This is a genomic window from Nocardia flavorosea (assembly GCF_015477805.1).
Lineage (GTDB): Bacteria > Actinomycetota > Actinomycetes > Mycobacteriales > Mycobacteriaceae > Nocardia > Nocardia flavorosea_A.
In genome coordinates, this window is the sequence record NZ_JADLQL010000001.1 from 460,659 (window position 1) to 478,101 (window position 17,443).

General features: G+C 66.4%; 15 protein-coding genes and 1 pseudogene. 8 read left to right on the forward strand and 8 right to left on the reverse strand.

Going from position 1 to position 17,443, the window contains the following annotated elements:
• Nucleotides 1-171 precede the first annotated feature (171 nt).
• Nucleotides 172-1,299: a hypothetical protein gene (locus tag IU448_RS02185; RefSeq protein ID WP_228811992.1), complete on the forward strand. Its 1,128-nt coding sequence runs from the start codon at nt 172-174 to the stop codon at nt 1,297-1,299.
• A gap of 246 nt (nt 1,300-1,545) precedes the next feature.
• Here the strand turns inward: IU448_RS02185 and IU448_RS02190 are convergent, their stop codons facing one another.
• From IU448_RS02190 to IU448_RS02200, 3 genes are all read right to left on the reverse strand, one after another.
• On the reverse strand, nt 1,546-2,958 hold the full coding sequence (locus IU448_RS02190; RefSeq protein ID WP_195053805.1) for a PQQ-binding-like beta-propeller repeat protein: 1,413 nt from the start codon (nt 2,956-2,958) through the stop codon (nt 1,546-1,548).
• 258 nt (nt 2,959-3,216) lie between these two features.
• Nucleotides 3,217-5,172 (reverse strand): S9 family peptidase, encoded by a 1,956-nt coding sequence (locus IU448_RS02195; protein WP_195054979.1) that lies wholly within the window; start codon nt 5,170-5,172, stop codon nt 3,217-3,219.
• Between the two features lie 158 nt (nt 5,173-5,330).
• Nucleotides 5,331-6,548: a TerC family protein gene (locus IU448_RS02200; protein WP_195053806.1), complete on the reverse strand. Its 1,218-nt coding sequence runs from the start codon at nt 6,546-6,548 to the stop codon at nt 5,331-5,333.
• A 373-nt stretch (nt 6,549-6,921) separates the two neighbouring features.
• Here IU448_RS02200 and IU448_RS28710 point away from each other — a divergent pair.
• Nucleotides 6,922-7,302, forward strand: a pseudogene (locus IU448_RS28710) (DUF4158 domain-containing protein); the annotation flags it as partial.
• 649 nt (nt 7,303-7,951) lie between these two features.
• Entirely contained in the window at nt 7,952-10,081 is a 2,130-nt protein-coding gene (locus IU448_RS28715) for a Tn3 family transposase (RefSeq protein WP_324188485.1), read from the forward strand.
• On the opposite strand, the gene IU448_RS02210 is transcribed toward IU448_RS28715, so the two are convergent.
• Nucleotides 10,013-10,570 (reverse strand): CGNR zinc finger domain-containing protein, encoded by a 558-nt coding sequence (locus IU448_RS02210; protein ID WP_195053807.1) that lies wholly within the window; start codon nt 10,568-10,570, stop codon nt 10,013-10,015. The genes IU448_RS28715 and IU448_RS02210 overlap by 69 nt on opposite strands.
• Before the next feature lie 84 nt (nt 10,571-10,654).
• Here IU448_RS02210 and IU448_RS02215 point away from each other — a divergent pair, with 84 nt between their 5' ends.
• Both IU448_RS02215 and IU448_RS02220 read left to right on the forward strand, forming a co-directional pair.
• Nucleotides 10,655-11,209, forward strand: coding sequence for an MFS transporter (locus IU448_RS02215; RefSeq protein WP_195053808.1), 555 nt, complete (start codon nt 10,655-10,657; stop codon nt 11,207-11,209).
• Nucleotides 11,210-11,318: 109 nt separating this feature from the next.
• The gene (locus IU448_RS02220; protein WP_195053809.1) at nt 11,319-11,708 is read left to right on the forward strand and encodes a hypothetical protein; all 390 of its coding nucleotides are present in this window, start codon (nt 11,319-11,321) and stop codon (nt 11,706-11,708) included.
• Nucleotides 11,709-11,929: 221 nt separating this feature from the next.
• On the opposite strand, the gene IU448_RS02225 is transcribed toward IU448_RS02220, so the two are convergent.
• Entirely contained in the window at nt 11,930-13,225 is a 1,296-nt protein-coding gene (locus IU448_RS02225; RefSeq protein ID WP_228811993.1) for a recombinase family protein, read from the reverse strand.
• A gap of 247 nt (nt 13,226-13,472) precedes the next feature.
• Here IU448_RS02225 and IU448_RS02230 point away from each other — a divergent pair, with 247 nt between their 5' ends.
• On the forward strand, nt 13,473-14,120 hold the full coding sequence (locus tag IU448_RS02230) for a hypothetical protein (RefSeq protein ID WP_163843915.1): 648 nt from the start codon (nt 13,473-13,475) through the stop codon (nt 14,118-14,120).
• 46 nt (nt 14,121-14,166) lie between these two features.
• On the opposite strand, the gene IU448_RS02235 is transcribed toward IU448_RS02230, so the two are convergent.
• Genes IU448_RS02235 through IU448_RS02245 form a run of 3 tightly spaced genes read right to left on the reverse strand, consistent with a single transcriptional unit; the run spans nt 14,167 to nt 14,938 of the window.
• Nucleotides 14,167-14,457 carry a type II toxin-antitoxin system RelE/ParE family toxin gene (locus IU448_RS02235; protein WP_033247014.1) on the reverse strand — a complete coding sequence of 97 codons (291 nt, stop codon included), beginning with the start codon at nt 14,455-14,457 and terminating at the stop codon, nt 14,167-14,169.
• Complete coding sequence (locus IU448_RS02240; protein ID WP_033247015.1) at nt 14,454-14,708, reverse strand: type II toxin-antitoxin system ParD family antitoxin; 255 nt, start codon at nt 14,706-14,708, stop codon at nt 14,454-14,456. Before IU448_RS02240 ends, IU448_RS02235 begins: the two co-directional genes overlap by 4 nt.
• A gap of 53 nt (nt 14,709-14,761) precedes the next feature.
• Nucleotides 14,762-14,938, reverse strand: coding sequence for a hypothetical protein (locus tag IU448_RS02245; RefSeq protein WP_174375626.1), 177 nt, complete (start codon nt 14,936-14,938; stop codon nt 14,762-14,764).
• 215 nt (nt 14,939-15,153) lie between these two features.
• Between IU448_RS02245 and IU448_RS02250 the strand changes: the two genes are divergently transcribed.
• Entirely contained in the window at nt 15,154-15,456 is a 303-nt protein-coding gene (locus tag IU448_RS02250; RefSeq protein WP_033247016.1) for an ArsR/SmtB family transcription factor, read from the forward strand.
• Nucleotides 15,457-15,554: 98 nt separating this feature from the next.
• Complete coding sequence (locus IU448_RS02255; protein WP_228811994.1) at nt 15,555-17,441, forward strand: phosphoenolpyruvate carboxykinase (GTP); 1,887 nt, start codon at nt 15,555-15,557, stop codon at nt 17,439-17,441.
• Nucleotides 17,442-17,443: the final 2 nt, after the last annotated feature.

Here is a 17,443-nt window from a genome sequence, read left to right on the forward strand (position 1 = left end):
AACGTATTGAATGGAAACAGATCTCCCGCAACCTTACCTGTCTAGCCTCCGATAATGTTCACTTATCGGAGGTTAGAGCCCTGAGTAGCCGTCGCGTGACCTCACCGCCGCTTCGGATTTCGTTTCGTGTCATTCCGTTGGATTTGACGAAACCAACGCTACGATTCCCGGGTGCCGACAACCTGCAACTATCCCGGCTGCACCCAGCCGATCCCGCGCCCCACCGGACCCGGCCGGCCCTCCGAATACTGCGACCGTCCCGACCACACCCGATGGCGCGCCTGGCGCGAAAGACAACGGCTACAACAGGAAGCCGAACCCCAACCCGATTCCGTCACCGTGACGCACACCGGCCCGGTGACCACCGCCCGGCTCCGCGCCGACGAACTACTCACGCAATTCCGCGGCCTCGCCGAACAACTCGGCACCACCCTCAACGCCGCCGTCGCCGAAATGTCGACACTGGCCGACCCATCTGCTGCCGAAGCGCAGGTCCAGGCCGTGCAAGCCGACGCCGCACGCCGTATCGCCGAAGCCGAAATCGCCGCGGCCGCCGCCGAACAGGCCCGCCGGGACGCCCAGCAGGCACGAATCCACGCGGAGGAAGCAGCCGAGGACGCGGCCGCTACCGCGGAAACCGCCGATACCTGCATCGCCGAAGCCCGCACCGCGGCCGCGGCCGCGGAAACCGCCCGCGACGACGCACTCCGCCAGGTCGAGGCAATCACCACCCGCGCCGCGGACGAAGTTTTCGCGGCGCGCGCCGCAGCGGAAGAAGACGTCCGGGCCGCGCGGAACGAGGCCGCCACGGAAGTGGAGCGGATCCGAGCCGAATGCGCCGCGGAAATCGAGCGCGTACAACGCACCGCCGACGCCGATATCGAACGCGCCGACCGCGACAACGCCCAGAAAGTGAAAGCCGCCACCGCCGACCGGGATCTGGCCGTACAGCGCGCCACCGACATCGAGCGCGCCTTGGAACGGGCCGAACGGTCGGCTACCGAGCGGGAGGAAGCCGCGCGGGAAGCACGCGCCGAATTACAGCGACTACGCTCCGAATACGACACCGTCCGCCGAGATCTCGCCGAGCTCCGGCGCACCGCGGCCGCGGAACTGGCCACAGCCCGCGCTGACGCCGCAGCCGCTGTCGAGCAGGTGCGCACGGAAACCGCGCAACGTATCGAAGCGCTCGACCAGGCACGCGCGCAGATCCTGGCGCGCGCGGAACGGGCGGAACGCCAACTCGATGCCCTGTTGTCCGAGCGGGCGACGGCACGCACCGAACCCGAACCGGTGTAACCAGAGGGAAGAGGAGCACCCGCCGGGAATCCGGCGCTGAGCCGGTCGCTTGCCGCCCGGCGTTGGGCTATGGATGATTCATGTCGCAGTGATGGATGAAGGTGGTTACGGCCGGTTCCGCTCGATGTCCCGGAGGAACCGGCCGCGTATGTTGCCGAACAGCTCGGGACCGAAGAGCCGTCCTGCGTGAAGCGCTACACCGACCGAACCTGCCGATGAAGGCCGACGCCGAACGCACGAGTCACATTATGCCGCAGCGTATCCGGTGAATTCATGCGCGGTCACAGTGACCATGCGACCCCCCATCGCCCGCACCTGCGAGTGGACTCTGGGATCGCCGCTGGGCGGCAACAGTATCGACCACACCGGCGTTCCGTCGGCGGCGTCGATGGCCTGCACGGTGACACCGTCGGTCAGGATGAGATGGGTTGCGTCGGTGATGCCGTCATAGTTCGTGAATTTCGTGGCGTGTTCGAACGGCGAGGGCCGCTGCCAGATTCGATGTCCGTCGGTGAGATCCAGCCCGGACAGCGTTGTGCCGTCGAGTGATCGGATGATCACGGTATCTCCCACCACACCCTCGATCGCATCCTCGCGCCCGGCTGTGTCGTCGACGCCGATCTCGGGATTGGTCCACAGGACCGCACCGGTGGTGCGGTCGTAAGCACTTTCGCCGGTCATGATCGGCAGTGGCGATGCGGTGGCGACCGGATACCACTCGAGCAGGAAGCTGGCATTCGCGACCTCGGTGATACGGTGTCCGTCGCGGCCGAGCAACGCGACCTGTCCCGCGGTGCCGCTGCGATCGATCACCTGCGAGGCGATCATGCCGCCGTCGAAGACATAGCCCACCGGTCCGGTGAAAAGCAGCTCGCCAGTGCGCAAATCGTGGAGACGAATATTGCCGTAGCGCCCGTACCGGAAGTAGTCCGGTGCGCTGATGACGGGTATGACCGGCTCTCCGGGAACCACTGTCGGAAACGTCTTACGCCAACTCGCGGCGATGTCCGAGACGGTTCCTCGTGTGAAGACAGCGGTCTGCCGATCTGCGGTTCGCCCCGCCACTGTGACAACACCGTCGCGAGCATCGACCTGCTCCACCTCGAAATCGGTGATGTGGTCGGTGAGCACCGTGCCCGTCGCGCTGTCGACGATCAGCACCCGATGGGTGTCCCAACAGCTCAGCAGGCCCTGAAACACCTTTCCGGCGCAGCCGGCGATCGCGCCGACATCGATTGTCCAGTGCGGCTTTCCGGTATCGGGGTCGATACCGTGCAGTCGCACCGCGCCGACCGGCTGCCCGACCCCGCCACCCGCGCTGTCCGGCACCGCGGTGGCCGCGACGATCGTGGTCCCGGCATCCATCGGCGTGCCGTGTCCGTGGTAGACGTCCAGGCTGTGCGGAGCGGACAGCAGAACAGCGCCGGGTTCAGTGGACAGATCGGCGGCGCGCACCGTCCAGCGGGGAGTGGGTGCGGAGTCCAGAGTGGTCTCGATACGAAACTTGCCGCCCACCACCGGCGCTGCCTGCTGGGACTGTCGTGGGGATCGATTCGCCCATACGACCGCAGCGACAACCACCACGACGGCTACGACCAGCACGGCGATCCAACTTCGACGCCTGTCCGGACCGGTGAACCATCGTGCAGCCGTGTTCATGCGGAGAGGTCTCCTTCATACATCTATCTGGACAGGCACTGGTCGAGCTGTGCGGATCTGCAAGATATCAACCATCGTTGAAGGGTGGCGATCGCGAGGACGACCCACCGCTGGTGGTTTCGTGCCGGCCAAATCGTCGCTGAACTCGCCCCCGAAACCGGGGCCGGAGGCGTCGCGGTTGCCGGGGGCTTTTCCATGCGTCGAATTGCGCGTTGTAGGCGGCCATCTCTTCCTCGGACATGACCTCCTCGCCTGCGGCTACCGGATCGTGGTGCCGGTAGCGGGCGCGTCCGGCGCCGGGCCGGCATTGCGGCCGCCGAGGTGGCGGGCGAAATGCTGTTCGATCGCGCGGTACAGCATGACCTGGTTCTCCGGGTTCTCGAAGCCGTGTCCCTCGTCCTCGGCGACCAGGTACTCCACCGGCACCCCGCGTTCACGTAACCGGGCAACGATATTGTCCGATTCGGCGCGGACCACGCGGGCATCGTTGGCGCCCTGGGCGACGAGCAGCGGGGTGCGGATCCGGTCGACCAGGGTGATCGGCGAGCGGGCCAGCATCTCGGCTTCCTGTTCCGGGATTTCGGGGTCGCCGACATAGCGGTACCAGTTGTTCACGTTGAATGGGCGAGTGAACGGCGGCAGGGTACGCAGGAAGTTCGCGAGATCGGAGATTCCGACGTAGTCGACAGCGGCGGCGAAGCGGTCCGGGGTGACGGTGACACCGACCAGGGCGGCGTATCCCCCGTAGGAGCCGCCGTAGATGCCGATGCGGCCGGGGTCGGCATACCCTTCGGCGACGGCCCAATCGACGGCATCGATCAGGTCATCGTGCATGGCGCGGGCGAATTCGCCGATCGCGGCGGTGACGTGCCGTTTCCCGTAGCCGAGCGAGCCGCGGAAGTTCACCTGCAGTACCGCGTAGCCGCGGTTGGCGAGGAACTGCACGTCCTGGCTGTACCCCCACGAGTCGTGGTACCAGGGCCCCCCGTGCACGGCCAGTACCAGCGGAAGGTTGCGTGCCTCGGCACCGACCGGGAGGGTGAGGTAGCCGTGCAGGGGAAGCCCGTCGCGGGCGGCGAAACCGACGGGGTGCATGGGGGCCATGGTTTCCGGGTCGCGGTCCGGGAAGGACCGGAACAGCAGGCGGGCATCGCCGGTGGTGTGGTCGTAGAACCAGGTGACACCGGGGTCACGGTCGTGGACGAAGGTGGCGATCCAACGCTGCCCGGAGTCGTCGCAGGACAGGGTGCCCAGCACTCCGTCGGACAGTTTCTGCAACCGGGCATGGATTTCGGCGAAGCGCGGGTCGAGGACCTCGATATGCGGGCGGTCGGCGACGAAGCGGGCGGCCAGGATTTCACCGGTGCGCCGATGGGTGTGGACCGCGGGCGGCAGCACCCCCGGCAGCATCATCCCGCTGATATCGAGGTCGTGGCCGTCGACGGCGGCGACCACGGTTTCCGCGCCGGTCGCGTGGTCGATACGGACCAGCCGCAGGTTGTCACCGTCCTGGTAGGCGCCGACCAGCAGCCCTTTCCCGTCGGCGGTGACCTGCTGGGGTTGGACGCTCATCGGATGTTCGGCGCCGCCGATCCGGCACAGCAGCCGCGTCAGTGCGGTGCCGGGGTCGATCGCGGAGATCTCGACGGAGCCGTCCGCGGCGAGCGCGGTCCGGAATACGGGTGCGCCGTGGCGGTCGAGCAGTACGGTGGCCGTCGGATCGTCCTGTTCGAGATGCAGGGTCGTTTCGCCGGTGGCGACGTCGATCCGGAACGTGTCGAAGAACAACGGCCGCCGGTTCATCGTGACCAGCACGCTGCCGGGTATGGACGGCAGGTCCTGCGCTCCGACCACCCGCGACCCCGGGTCCATCGGGGTGAGGTCCACCGCGGGTGCGCCGGGGTCGTCGAGGTCGGCGCGGTACAGGTGCCAGTCCTCGTTACCGTCGGTGTCCTGCAGGTAGAGCAGCCGGCATGAGTCGTCGGTCCAGTAGTAGGTGGTGATTCCGCGGCGGGTGTCGTGGGTGACGGGGACTGCCTCGTCGTGGGTGGCGTCGACAGCGCGGACCCAGACGTTGCGGCGCCCGCGGTGGGGGGCGAGGTAGGCGATGCGGGTGCCGTCGGGGGAGATCGACGGGTTCGCGAACTGCGGGTCGGCGAAGAAGGTTTCGATATCGATCAGCGCCGGTCGCTGGTCGGTCGGGTCTCCGGTCATGGTCACTGCGCACTCCGCTCTGGTCCGGTTCACGATGTCCGCTCCGACTCAACACTGTGCCGTCGCGGCATACTCAACCCCTGCCGCACCGTGTCGCCGGTCACGTCTGCGTTCCGGACGGGTCCGGGGCGCGGGTCTGCAACCGGCCGCGTGCCAGGTCACATGCGTAGGGGGAGCCCGGCTTCCATCCGCGCGATACGGTCGGCGTGCACCAGATGCGCCCGGTCGAGCAGCGCGACCAGTTCGGTTTCGCCTTCGCGGATCCGCCGCCGGTATTTGGCGGGCAGGCCGGTGATCGTTTTCTCTTCGTCCAGCATTCTGCTGTAGGTGCGTTCCCGCAGGCTCTGGTCGGCTTCGTAACCGAGGTCGAGGTATCGGGTGGCGTGTCGGCGGGCGTTGCCGACCGCGGTTTGCGCGCGCCCGGCGGGGCTGAGCAGTGAAGCGACGATGGTGACCAGCAGGATCAGCACGATGAGGGCCAATGACAGGCCGGTGGAGATCTCGGTGACCGGTACCGGTTCTCCGTTGTTGATGAACGGGACGTTGTTCTCGTGCAGGGCGTGCAGGACGAGTTTGACGCCGATGAGGGCCAGCACGGCAGCCAGCCCGAAACCGAGGTAGATCAACCGGTCCAGCAGGCCTTCGAGCAGGAAGAACAGCTGACGCAAGCCGAGCAGGGAGAACGCGGTGGCGGTGAAGACGATGAACACGTTCTGGGTGAGGCCGAAGATCGCGGGTATGGAGTCGAGGGCGAACAGGACGTCGGTGCCGCCGATGGCGACCATGGCCAGCACCATCGGCGTCATATGGCGGCGGCCGTCGACGGTGGTGAACAGTTTGTCACCGTCGTAGGTATCGCTTGTGCGCAGGAAACGGCGCGCCAGACGCAGGACGATATTGTCGCCGGCGTGACTGTCCTCGCCTTCCGGGCGCAGCATGTTCCCGGCGGTGAGGAGCAGCGCGGCGCCGAACAGGTAGAACACCCAGGCGAACCGGTTGATGAGAGTGGCGCCGACGAAGATGAACCCGGTGCGCACCACCAGGGAGAACACGATCCCGACGAGCAGCACTTTCTGCTGGGCGGCGCTGGGAACGCGGAAGGTGGTCATGATGATGAGGAACACGAACAGGTTGTCCACCGACAGGGCTTTCTCGGTGACGTAGCCGGCGAAATACTCCAAGCCCATATCGGATCCCCCGAACCCCCACACCACGAACCCGAAGACCACCGCGATACCGATATATGCGGCCGACCACACCGCGGCTTCGGGAAGCGAGGGGGTATGTGCGCTGCGGACGTGGAAGAAGAAGTCGAACAGCAACAGTCCGGCGATCAGCGCGAGGGTGCACCCCCATACCAGCGCGGGAACGGTCACGACGGCCTCCTGACTGGTGCCCTCGACACGTGTCTCGCTGCGACTGTAGTGCCCGCACCGAGCCGGTGAAGCGGTTTACCGCGCGGTGTCGCCGGGCTCGGTGCCGCCGGTTCGGGCCCGTACTGTGGCAGGTTCATGCGCGGATCGTCGGCGGCACCGGTTCGGTTGTTGCGGTCTGTCGGGTTGCGCTTGTACTGGACGATCGAGATGGGGTCGCCCCGGAACGCCGCCGAGGCTTCGGGGGTTGAGGCTCATCCGGGAGGAAAGTCACGCTAAGCAGACAGGCTGAATCCTGCTGTTGAGCTGGTGATTTCATGTCGGCGTGATTGATGCGGGTGTGCCCGAGTATGGGCGTTTCGGTGTGTTATCTCGGGTGGAGTTGGAGCGGTTCTGCTACCTGGACGATGAGGATCGGCGGTTGATCGCGGCGCGGCGCCGGGATTACAACCGGCTCGGGTTCGCGGTGCAGGTGGTGACGGTCCGCTACCTGGGGATGTTCCTGGCCGATCCGTCCGATGTGCCGGTCGAGCTGGTGGCTTATCTGGCCGAGCAGTTGGAGATCGAGGATCCGTCGTGTCTGGGCGAGTACATGGTGCGGCGTACGACGCGGTTCGAGCATCAGGCCGAGATCGAGGCCGAATACGGGCTTGTGCCGTTCGGCGAGGCGGAGGCGGAACTGGCGGCATGGATCGCGGATCAGGCATGGATCACCGGTGACGGCCCGAAAGCGATCTTCGAGGGTTCGGTGGCGTGGTGCCGGGCTCGGCGCGTACTGCTGCCGGGTGTGACGACGCTGGAGAAGCTGGTTGCCGCGGGGCGCGAGGCGGCCGAGCAGCGGTTGTGGGCGCAGCTGGCCGGTCAGATCTCGCCGTCGTCGGCGGGTGTGTTGTTGGGGTTGTTGGAGGTGCCGGCGGGCACGAAACAGCGGGTCAGTGAGCTGGATCGGCTGCGTAAGGGGGTGTTCAGGCCGTCGTCGAAAGGGATGCTGACCGCGTTGGATCGGGTCGGTGATCTCGCGGTAGCGGGTTCGGCGGGGGTGGATGTGTCGGCGGTGCCGCCGCGGCGGTTGCTGGGTTTGGCTCAGCATGGCTTGTCGGGCAAGGCGACTCAGCTACGCCGGATGAGCCGCGAGCATCGGCTGGCGGTTTTGGCGGCGACGGTGTCGGTGCTGAGCGCACGGGCCGTCGATGACGTACTGGAGCTGTTCGACCTGCTGATGACCACGGAGTTGCTGTCCAAGGCCGAACGGCAGTCGAAAGAGGAGAAGCTGCGCCGTTATCCGCAGGTCTCACGGAACGCGGGCAAACTGGCCGAAGCGGTGCGGGTGCTACTGGAGATGGTGGAGATCGATCAGAGCATCGAGCTGGGCGTGGTGTCTGATCGAGGCGAAGGTCACCGGCACCGTGTTGCGGTCGGCGGTCGCCGTCATCGACGAACTGGTCCCGCCCGGGGATGCCGAACTCGACGGTCAGCGCGCCGAAGAGCTGGCCGGCCGGTTCGCGACCGTGCGGCCGTTTCTGCCCCGGCTGATGCGCGGCCTGGCATTCGGCGCGACCCCCGACGGTGCGCCGGTGCTGGCCGCGATGCGCGGCCTGGCCGAGATGATCACAGAAAAACCCGGCAAGCCCGGGGCGCGCTGGCTCGATGCCCACCGGGTCGATCACGACCTGATCGGCGGGGCGTGGTCCCGGCTGGTCTACGCGGCCGGCCGCCCGGCTGAGACCGTTGATCGCGCGGCCTACACGTTCTGTGTGCTCGAGCAGTTCCACCGCCATCTCAAGCACCGCAACATCTTCGTGGAGGCTTCGTCGAGGTGGCGCGATCCCCGAGCGCACCTGCTGACCGGCGCGAGTTGGGAAACCGCGCGTGAGGCCGGGCTCAACGCGCTGGGCTTGCCGCACGAGCCGGCGGCGATGCTCGCCGAGCATGCCGAAGCACTGGATACCGCCTACCGGGAGGTCGCGGCCCGGCTCGATGGCGATACCCCGGCCGCGGTCGACGACGACGGCAAACTGCACGCCGCCGCGCTGACTGCGGTCCCGGATCCGCCGAGCCTGACCGACCTGCGGCGCAGGGTGGAGGCGATGCTGCCGCGGATCGATCTGCCGGAGCTGGTGCTGGAGGTGATGTCGTGGCATCCCGGGTTCACCGAGGCCTTCACCCACGCCTCCGGAAACCCCGCTCGGGTCGCCGATCTCGGATTGTCGGTCGCGGCGGTGTTGTGCGCGCACGCGATGAACGTCGGGTTCGGTCCGGTCACCAGCCCCGGCGTAGAAGCATTGACCCGCGACCGTCTGCACCACGTCGACCAGTCCTACATCCGGTTCGACACCCTCGCCGCCGCCAACACCGGCCTGATCGAGGCCCAGGCCCGGATCCCGCTGGCCCAGGCCTGGGGCGGTGGACTGGTCGCGTCGGTGGACGGGCTGCGGTTCGTGGTCCCGGTCCGCACCATCCATGCCCGCCCGAACGCGAAGTACTTCGGCCGCAAACGCGGGATCACCTGGCTGAACATGATCAACGACCAAGCCAGCGGCCTCGCCGCCCAAGTGCTGTCGGGCACCCCGCGGGACTCGCTGCACGCGGTGGACGTGGTGCTACGACAGCAGGGTGGGACGGTGCCGGAGGCGATCATCACCGACACCGGCTCCTACAGCGATATCGTGTTCGGGCTGCTGCACCTGCTCGGCCGCCAGTACCGGCCGCAGCTGGCGAACCTGCCCGACCAGCGGTTATGGCGTATCGACCCGGCCGCCGACTACGGACCCCTGGACACCGCCGCCCGCGGTCGCATCGATGTCGAGCGGATCGGCCGGCACTGGGAGGACATGTGCCGGATCGCCGTCTCGATCCATACCGGCGAAGTGTCCGCGCACGAGGTCACCCGCATGATTTCCCGCGACGGACAACCGAGCGCGCTCGGGCACGCGGTCGCGCATTTCGGGCGGATCTTCAAAACCCTGCACGTGCTGCGGCTCGCCGACGACGAACCCTACCGCCGTGAGATCAAAGCCCAGGCCAACCTCACCGAGGGCCGCCACGACCTGGCGCGGCGGATCTTCCACGGCCGCAAGGGTGAAATGACGCGTATCTACTACGAAGGGATGGAAGACCAACTCTCCGCGCTCGGCCTGGTGCTGAACTGCGTGGTGCTGTGGAACACCGTCTACATCGATCGCGCGTTGACCGAACTACGCCGGTCAGGGCTATCCGGTGCTGGACGCGGACGTTGCCAGAATCTCGCCGTTCATCCGAACTCATATCGGCATCGATGGCCACTACAGCTTCCACCTGCCCGATCTCGGCGGAACACACCGGCCGCTGCGCGATCCCGATACTCCCGACGAGGACTGAGGGCATCGACAGGCGAATTCCTCGGTGTGGCCCGTGCCCTGGACCGGCACATGCCGCGTGATTGGGACACACGCCGAATCAGCGGCTGGTGCTCAGCGAGTACATCGGGTCTATTTCTCGGCTTTGTGGCGCTGGTGGTGCCGGGCCACGCGCATACGGTTGCCACACAGAGCGGGTGAGCACCAGCGCCGGCGCGGGTTGGTGGGCAGGAACCAGATCACGCAGTCGTGGGCGTCGCACTGCCGGATCGCGGTGACCGCGGGATCGGCCAGCAGGTGAGCGGCAGATTCGGCGAGTTCGGCGGCCAGCCGCTGTCCGGGGGTGCCCGCACGCCGGCGGGCGGCGGTCAATCCGGTGTCTTCCCACCTCAGGTGCGTGATGGCGGGTGCTGCGAGTTGGGCGTGTTCGAGCGCGAGTAGGTCGAGCCGGTGTGGGCATTGCCCGCGACGGGTGCGCTCCAGGGCGGCCGCGATGTGGCCGCGGATCTCGCGGACTGCGGCGAGATCGGCCGCGCCGATATCGCCGTCGAGTTCGGGTAGCCGGTGGGCTTGGGCCGTGTACCAGGCGCGCAGATCGTCGGGGGTTTGCAGCAGGTCGCCGAGGGAGGGGGTGGTGTTGATCAGATCCAGCGGCAACGGCTCGCCGAGCAAGGGGAAACGGCCGGTCACAGAAGCTAATGCTACACATTGGATTGACACATTAGCCAGGTCTAGATACCTTACGGGGGTATCCCATGGTGAGGAGGTGTGAGCATGACCGAGGTAGTCGGCACCGCGGCAGGCAAGAGTGGGAAGACGTCGCCCGCGTTGGTGGCTTCCTTGTTCACCGTCGCGACGGCCCAGTTGATGCTGGTGCTCGACGACTCGGTCGTGAATGTCGCGCTGCCCAGCATCCAGCGGGAACTGGACGTACGCGCGGTGCATCTGTCGTGGGTGGTGAATGCCTACATCCTGGCGTTCGGTGCGTTGCTGATGCTCGGTGGCCGGATCGGGGACCTGTGGGGTCGGTGCCGCACCGTGCAGGTGGGTTTGATCGTCTTCGTGGTCGCCTCGCTCGCTGGTGGTCTGGGGCAGACCGCGGGCATGTTGATCGGGGCGCGCGGGCTGCAAGGGCTGGGTGCGGCGCTCATCGCCCCGAACGTGCTGGCGCTGATCACCACGACCTTCGCCGAGCGCAAACTGCGCGACACCGCGTTATCGCTCTACGGCGCGATGTCGGGCCTGGGCGTCGTGATCGGCCTGCTGGTCGGCGGTGTGCTGACCGGCACCCTCGGGTGGCGTTGGGTGTTCTTCATCAATAATCCATGACGGGCTCGGCATCGCGGATTTCCTGGCTCGCAGCGGCTGGTCCCGGCGGCGCCTCGATCAGGCGCTGACCGTTCTCGCCCGCCAGCTCGAACCGACCGCGTTGCGGGTTGTGGCCACCGACGACCGGCTCACCGTGCTCATCCGCACCGCAGTGTTGCCCGACGACCTGCGCGCGGCCTTCACCGACCAGCGCGTGCGCCGGGTGCCCCTGGGCCCGCACGAGGCGGTCGAGCTGGTCAAACTCGTCCGCAACAAAGTCCTGGAACCCTTCCCGGATTCCATCGGCCTGCACGAGGAATCCACCAACGCCTACACCGTCGACCCCACCGGCATGCTGGCCCGACAGCGCATCGCGATCCACCGCACTGGCCCCACCCACCGCGGTACCGGTGTGAATGAGCTGGAGGTGCATCCCGACGTGATGTTCGCGCTCGGCCTCGCCGCCCGCCCGGCATCGACGGAGCCACCACCGCGCCCCGATTCCTCGACGGCAGCGTGACCGTGACACTCACCGACGGTGCTCGTGTGCCTGGCGCAGTAGCTCGGCGGCGTTGGCCTCGACCCGCACTATGTGCCGCGGCCGGTGATCATCGCCAAACCGGCCACCCACCTCCACGCCATCGGTCAGCTGGGAGGAGAGGAAGGACATGGAGTCGAACCTGATCAAACCCAGGCTGTTCGAGCCGGTCTCCGATCATCTACCGAAATCTAGGGCGTAGGTCACTTCGGGGCCGGGTGATCCGGGCAGACCACCCCGGCGGCGGTGCTTCGCCACCGGCGGACCGCGAGCCATCGGCGTACCAGCATCGGTAGTTCCCCGGTGTCGAGGAGTTCGGTGGCGTAGAGCCCGGTCAGCAGGGGGCCGCCGCAGTCGCAGGCTGCGCATTCGATGTCGGTGATCGGCACGTCGCGAGGACGGCACCGTTGGCAGTGGCGCCGTTCGACCAGGCCGCCGTCGTCGGCCGGTTCGAGCCAGACGACCTGGGTGTCTTCGAGCATCCGCCCCCGCTCGGAGGTGTCGCTGCTGGTGTAGCCGCACATCGGGTTCGGGCACACCGCCGGAGCCTCGGGCAGGTTGCGGTGCGCGGTCTGCTTGAGCCGCCACGCCAGATTCGGCCGCCGGCGAACGAGACCGGAAGCGGTGTCGCTGGTTTCGTACCGCTCATCGTCGTTGTCGGCGGCCGTGACGGCAGCAGGTTTCGGGTGGGCCGGCGCCGGTTCGGGATCGGCCGGGGCGATATCGAACAGGTCGTCCGGATCGCCGATGGCCCTTCGGGTTTCCCGTTCGGAGATCACCGATACCGAGGCCGCAGCGTCAGCGAGGACCGGCACGGCATCGGCCGTCTGCCCTGCGGGGCTCACCGCCACCGCAGCAGCAGCTGGTGTTTTGGTTGCGGGGCCGGAGTGGGGCCGGGTACCGATACGGGTTTTGTCGAGGTGGCCGTAGAGGGTTCCGCGTTTGACGCCGAGGATGTCGGCGATCTGCTGCACGGTGTGGCGGCCCTCGTCGTAGAGCCGTTGGGCCTGTTCGACCTGGTGGGCGGTGAGTTTCGGACGGCGGCCGCCTGTGCGGCCTCGTGCGCGGGCAGCTTCGAGGCCGTCGCGGGTGTTGGCGAGGATCAGTTCCCGCTGCAACTCCGCCAGCACGCTGAGCATGCCGAACATGGCGCGGCCTTCGGCGGTGTCGGTGTCGATGCCCTGCTCGACGACCTTCAACCCGATCCCGCGCTCGCGTAGCTGTGCGCCGAGGGTGATCAGGTGCAGCACCGACCGGCCGAGGCGGTCGAGGCGGGTGATGACGATGGTGTCGCCGCGGCGCGCCAGGGTGAGCACGAGATCGAGTTTCGGTCGCGATGCCTTCGCGCCACTGGCAGTATCGATATGGACATCGGCGGGTTCGACGCCGGCGCGGCGCAGGGCGTCGATCTGGTGGGCGGGGTTCTGTTCGGCGGTCGACACCCGCCCGTAGCCGAACAACATGGTGTCGAAAATAGCCGAAATGTGGTTTGCCGACATTGTTTTCCGACACGGGTTTCCGACACTCACGTCCTGGGGTTTCTCCCGCTCACATCAGGTTGTCGACAAACGATCGTTTTCCGACAACCTCCGAATCCGGCACACTGGCCACGCAACCGGGTTCCCGGCGACGTGCCACCGTCAATACGAATCCGACTATCGCACTGCGTAAATCACCGCTTGAAACCTGAGTGACAACGATGCACGCTGGTTCTTATCTTACCGGAACGTATCAAGGAGTGGGTGCATGGCAGTCCGGTTCAAGCTTGGATACTTCTCACCAGTGACTGACGATCCACTAGGGCGAGAGCATGTCGGTTACTTTCCGAGAATGACCGAAGGGGAGGCATGGGTCTCTGGCCGGGGAGCATGGAAGGCCAACAAAGAACGTCTATCCCGGGAGCAATTTGCGTTGATCATCGGTGATGGCCGGGTATGCGCCGTAGGCGAGATCACCGGGGTCGCCGTCCACGGTGATCGGGTCGCTGTCGACGGCGACGTGCTCGCCGAGGGCCACCCGGTACGGGATGCATGGATCGGGCAATCCGATCCCGTGATGAATGCCTCGAACCATCCCGTCGGCTACTGCGATCTCCCCGAAGAAGCGCAATTCCGGGAACGGCCCTGCGGCTGCGGGTGCGGCGAGATATCCACGCGTGATTTCCTGCCCGGCCACGATGTACGCGCCTTCCAAAACCGGGTCCGGCGGATGTTCGCCGGCTCTGCACTCGAATTCATCCGCTGGGTCGACCGGATGGGCGCCGAACACGGCCTCCCGCTCCTAGATATCCGCAGCAACCCCGAGATCCGCATCGACGACGACCGGCAGCCGCCCTCGCTCGAACCCTATGACCAGCTCCTGAGCAGAACCGCCACCCCGGAGCCGAGCCAGTAACTGTGCCCTGGGGGCTATCTGATGAAACGGCCGGAAGCCCTGCTGGTCACAGGTTGCGGTCGATGTCCATGCGCTGGTGCAGGATTCGCACGACATCGATCACGTCCCCGTTGATCCGGTAGTAGAGGGTGTGTGATCCAGCGGGAAGTGCACGGTAGCCGGGGCGGATCTCATCACACGCCCGGCCGATGCCGGGGTTCGCCACGGCGCGCTCGATGGCGTACTGGAGTTCGCGTACATACTTCTCGGCCTGCTCGAATCCCCATTGCTCGCAGGTGAATTCGAAGATGTTATCGATATCGGCCTGCGCGGCGGGGGAGAGAAGATACCGGCTCACCGGCTGCCCGCGCCGCCGTCGGCCCGTTTGCGGGCAATGAAGGCGTCGAAGTCGAAGGGTGTCGACTTTCCGCTGTTCTCCCCGTCGATCAGCGCGGTGCGCAGGGCACGCAACTGAGTCTCGCGATCTTCCAGCAGCCGCAGTGCTGTACGGACGACGTCGCTGGCCGAGCGGTAGCGGCCCGAGGCGACCTCGCCGTCGATGAACGAGCTGTAGTGCTCGTCGAGGCTGAAGGAGGTGTTCTTGCCCACGAACCGATAATACCAATTTTTGGTATAGCGGGTCGGTGATTCTTTTCCCCTGGTCAGAGGCGGTCGGTGGCGGGTTCGACGGTGTGGTCGTAGCCGTAGAACTGGGCGACTTCCGGTGACCATTCCCAGCGTTGGTCAGCGAACCAGAACCGGAAGCTTCCCATCTGTTGTGGTGTTGCGGTGATCGCCTCCAGTGGGGCGGTGGCGGTCGGTTCGTCGATGCCGCTCATGCTCTGATTGTGCTGTATGTCCTCGCCGCGAGTACCGCGGTGGGTGGGCCGGGCAACGCTGTTGTCCAGGATGTGAGATGCGCCTCGCGTGAGGGCGGATGAGCCATCGCCAGGTTTTCTGTTTGTTAATGTGTGCAAGTAGCGTGGTTATGTGCGGTTGGGTGCGTCGACGGAAGGCGGAAACGGTGCCGGGTTCGAGCAGACCCTTGTATCAGATGAAGGCGGAGTTCTTCAAGACGTTGGGGCATCCGGTACGGATCCGGGTCCTGGAGTTGCTCAGCCAGCGCGAGCACGCGGTCTCGGAGATGCTCAACGATATCGATATCGAGCCGGCGAATCTGTCTCAGCAGTTGGCGGTGCTGCGGCGGGCCGGGTTGATCACCAGTCGTCGTGAGGGTTTGTCGGTGACTTATGAGCTCACCTCACCGCAGGTGGCGCAGCTGCTGACCGCGGCGCGCGCCATCTTGACCGGGGTCGTGGCGGGACAGGCGGAGGCTTTGGAAGAACAGCCCGCCTGAAGTCCGGATCGCTGGCGGCCTCCTGTTCTCGTCTGTCAGGTCGTGGTGATTCCGCGCAGATTGTTTGCATGTTTTCCTACATAGTCATCTAGTTGTTGATGGAGGAGATGTTGGTGGAGGCCGATCACATGGAGGCGGTGGAGTCGATGGCCGCGCCTACCGGTCATGCACAGATCCTGGCCTGGGTGGCCGAGATCGCTGATCTGACCGCACCCGAGGATGTCGTGTGGTGCGACGGGTCGCGCCAGGAGTGGGACCGGTTGACCGCCCGCCTGGTGGACAAGGGCACCTTTGTCGAGTTGTCGGGAAAGCCGAATTCGTTCTGGTGCGCCTCCGATCCCGAGGACGTGGCGCGAGTGGAAGACCGCACCTTCATCTGCTCATGCGACAAGCAAGATGCGGGGCCGACGAACAACTGGGTGGATCCGGTCGATATGCGCACGGTGATGACCGAGCACTATCGCGGCGCGATGGCCGGGCGCACCATGTATGTGATCGCGTTCTGCATGGGCCCACTCGACGCCGAGGACCCGAAATACGGTGTGCAGATCACCGATTCGGAGTACGTGGCGGTATCGATGCAGATCATGACCCGCTCCGGAGCCGCAGTGTGGAACCAGCTCGGCAACGACGCCGAATTCGTCCGATGCCTGCACTCGGTCGGCGCACCGCTGAGCCCAGGACAACAGGATGTGGCGTGGCCATGTGACCACACGAAATACATTGCGCATTTCCCCGAAGACCGCACCATCTGGAGTTACGGCTCCGGCTACGGCGGCAACGCCCTGCTGGGCAAGAAGTGCTTCGCCCTGCGGATCGCCTCGGTTCTGGCCCGCGACGAGGGGTGGCTGGCCGAACACATGCTGATCCTCAAACTCACCTCACCCCAGGGCCGCACCCATTATGTGGCGGCGGCGTTCCCGTCCTCCTGCGGCAAAACCAACCTCGCCATGCTCGAACCCGCCCTGGAGGGATGGAAGGCCGAAACCGTCGGCGACGATATCGCCTGGCTGCGGTTCGGTCCCGACGGCCGGTTGTATGCGGTGAACCCGGAAGCCGGGTTCTTCGGAGTCGCCCCGGGCACCAGCGCGAAGACCAACCCGAACGCGATCGCCACCATCTCCCACGGCAACTCGCTCTTCACCAACACCGCCCTCACCGATGATGGAGACGTGTGGTGGGAAGGACTCACCGATACGCCGCCCGCACATCTGACCGATTGGCGCGGCAACGACTGGACCCCAGAGTCCGCAACCGGCCCGGCGGCGCACCCGAACTCGCGGTATTGCACCCCGATCGAGCAGTGCCCGTCGGTGGCCCCGGAATGGGACGACCCGGCCGGGGTCCCGCTTTCGGCGATCTTCTTCGGCGGCCGCCGCGCCACCACGATCCCGTTGATCGCCGAATCCTTCGACTGGACCCACGGGGTGTTCACTGCCTCGGTGCTGTCCTCGGAAACCACCGCCGCCGCCGCGGGGAAGGTCGGTGTGGTGCGCCGGGACCCGATGGCGATGCTGCCGTTCCTGGGTTATCACGTCGGTGACTACTTCGCCCACTGGCTGCGCCTTGGCAGCGCAGCGGACCCGGCCGAGCTGCCGAAGATCTTCCAGGTCAACTGGTTCCGCCGCGACACCGACGGACGGTTCCTGTGGCCCGGATTCGGCGACAACGTCCGCGTCCTGAAATGGGCGCTGGAGCGGATCGAGGGCACCGCGGCAGCAGATACCACCGCGATCGGCTACGTCCCCGTGCCGCACACACTGGACCTGTCCGGATTCTCCGACACCGACAAACGCTCCGTACGGGCCGCGCTCGAAGTCGACCACGACGAATGGGCCGCCGAGGTCGCCTCCATCGAGGACTGGTATGCCAGCATCGGTGCCGACACGCTCCCCGGACCGCTGTGTGATCAGCTCGCTGCGCTGAAGAACCGCCTGGCGCACACTCCGGCCCGGCCCGCCGACACCACTGCCGGGGCGTCGTGACC

What these genes read in the sequence shown, in the direction of transcription:
- IU448_RS02250 (WP_033247016.1), top strand. Translation starts at nt 15,154, where the DNA reads ATGAAGGCGGAGTTCTTCAAGACGTTGGGGCATCCGGTACGGATCCGG.
- IU448_RS02230 (WP_163843915.1), top strand. Translation starts at nt 13,473, where the DNA reads ATGGCAGTCCGGTTCAAGCTTGGATACTTCTCACCAGTGACTGACGAT.
- IU448_RS02245 (WP_174375626.1), bottom strand. Translation starts at nt 14,938, where the DNA reads ATGAGCGGCATCGACGAACCGACCGCCACCGCCCCACTGGAGGCGATC.
- IU448_RS02255 (WP_228811994.1), top strand. Translation starts at nt 15,555, where the DNA reads ATGGAGGAGATGTTGGTGGAGGCCGATCACATGGAGGCGGTGGAGTCG.
- IU448_RS02225 (WP_228811993.1), bottom strand. Translation starts at nt 13,225, where the DNA reads ATGTCGGCAAACCACATTTCGGCTATTTTCGACACCATGTTGTTCGGC.
- IU448_RS02195 (WP_195054979.1), bottom strand. Translation starts at nt 5,172, where the DNA reads ATGACCGGAGACCCGACCGACCAGCGACCGGCGCTGATCGATATCGAA.
- IU448_RS02190 (WP_195053805.1), bottom strand. Translation starts at nt 2,958, where the DNA reads ATGAACACGGCTGCACGATGGTTCACCGGTCCGGACAGGCGTCGAAGT.
- IU448_RS02215 (WP_195053808.1), top strand. Translation starts at nt 10,655, where the DNA reads ATGACCGAGGTAGTCGGCACCGCGGCAGGCAAGAGTGGGAAGACGTCG.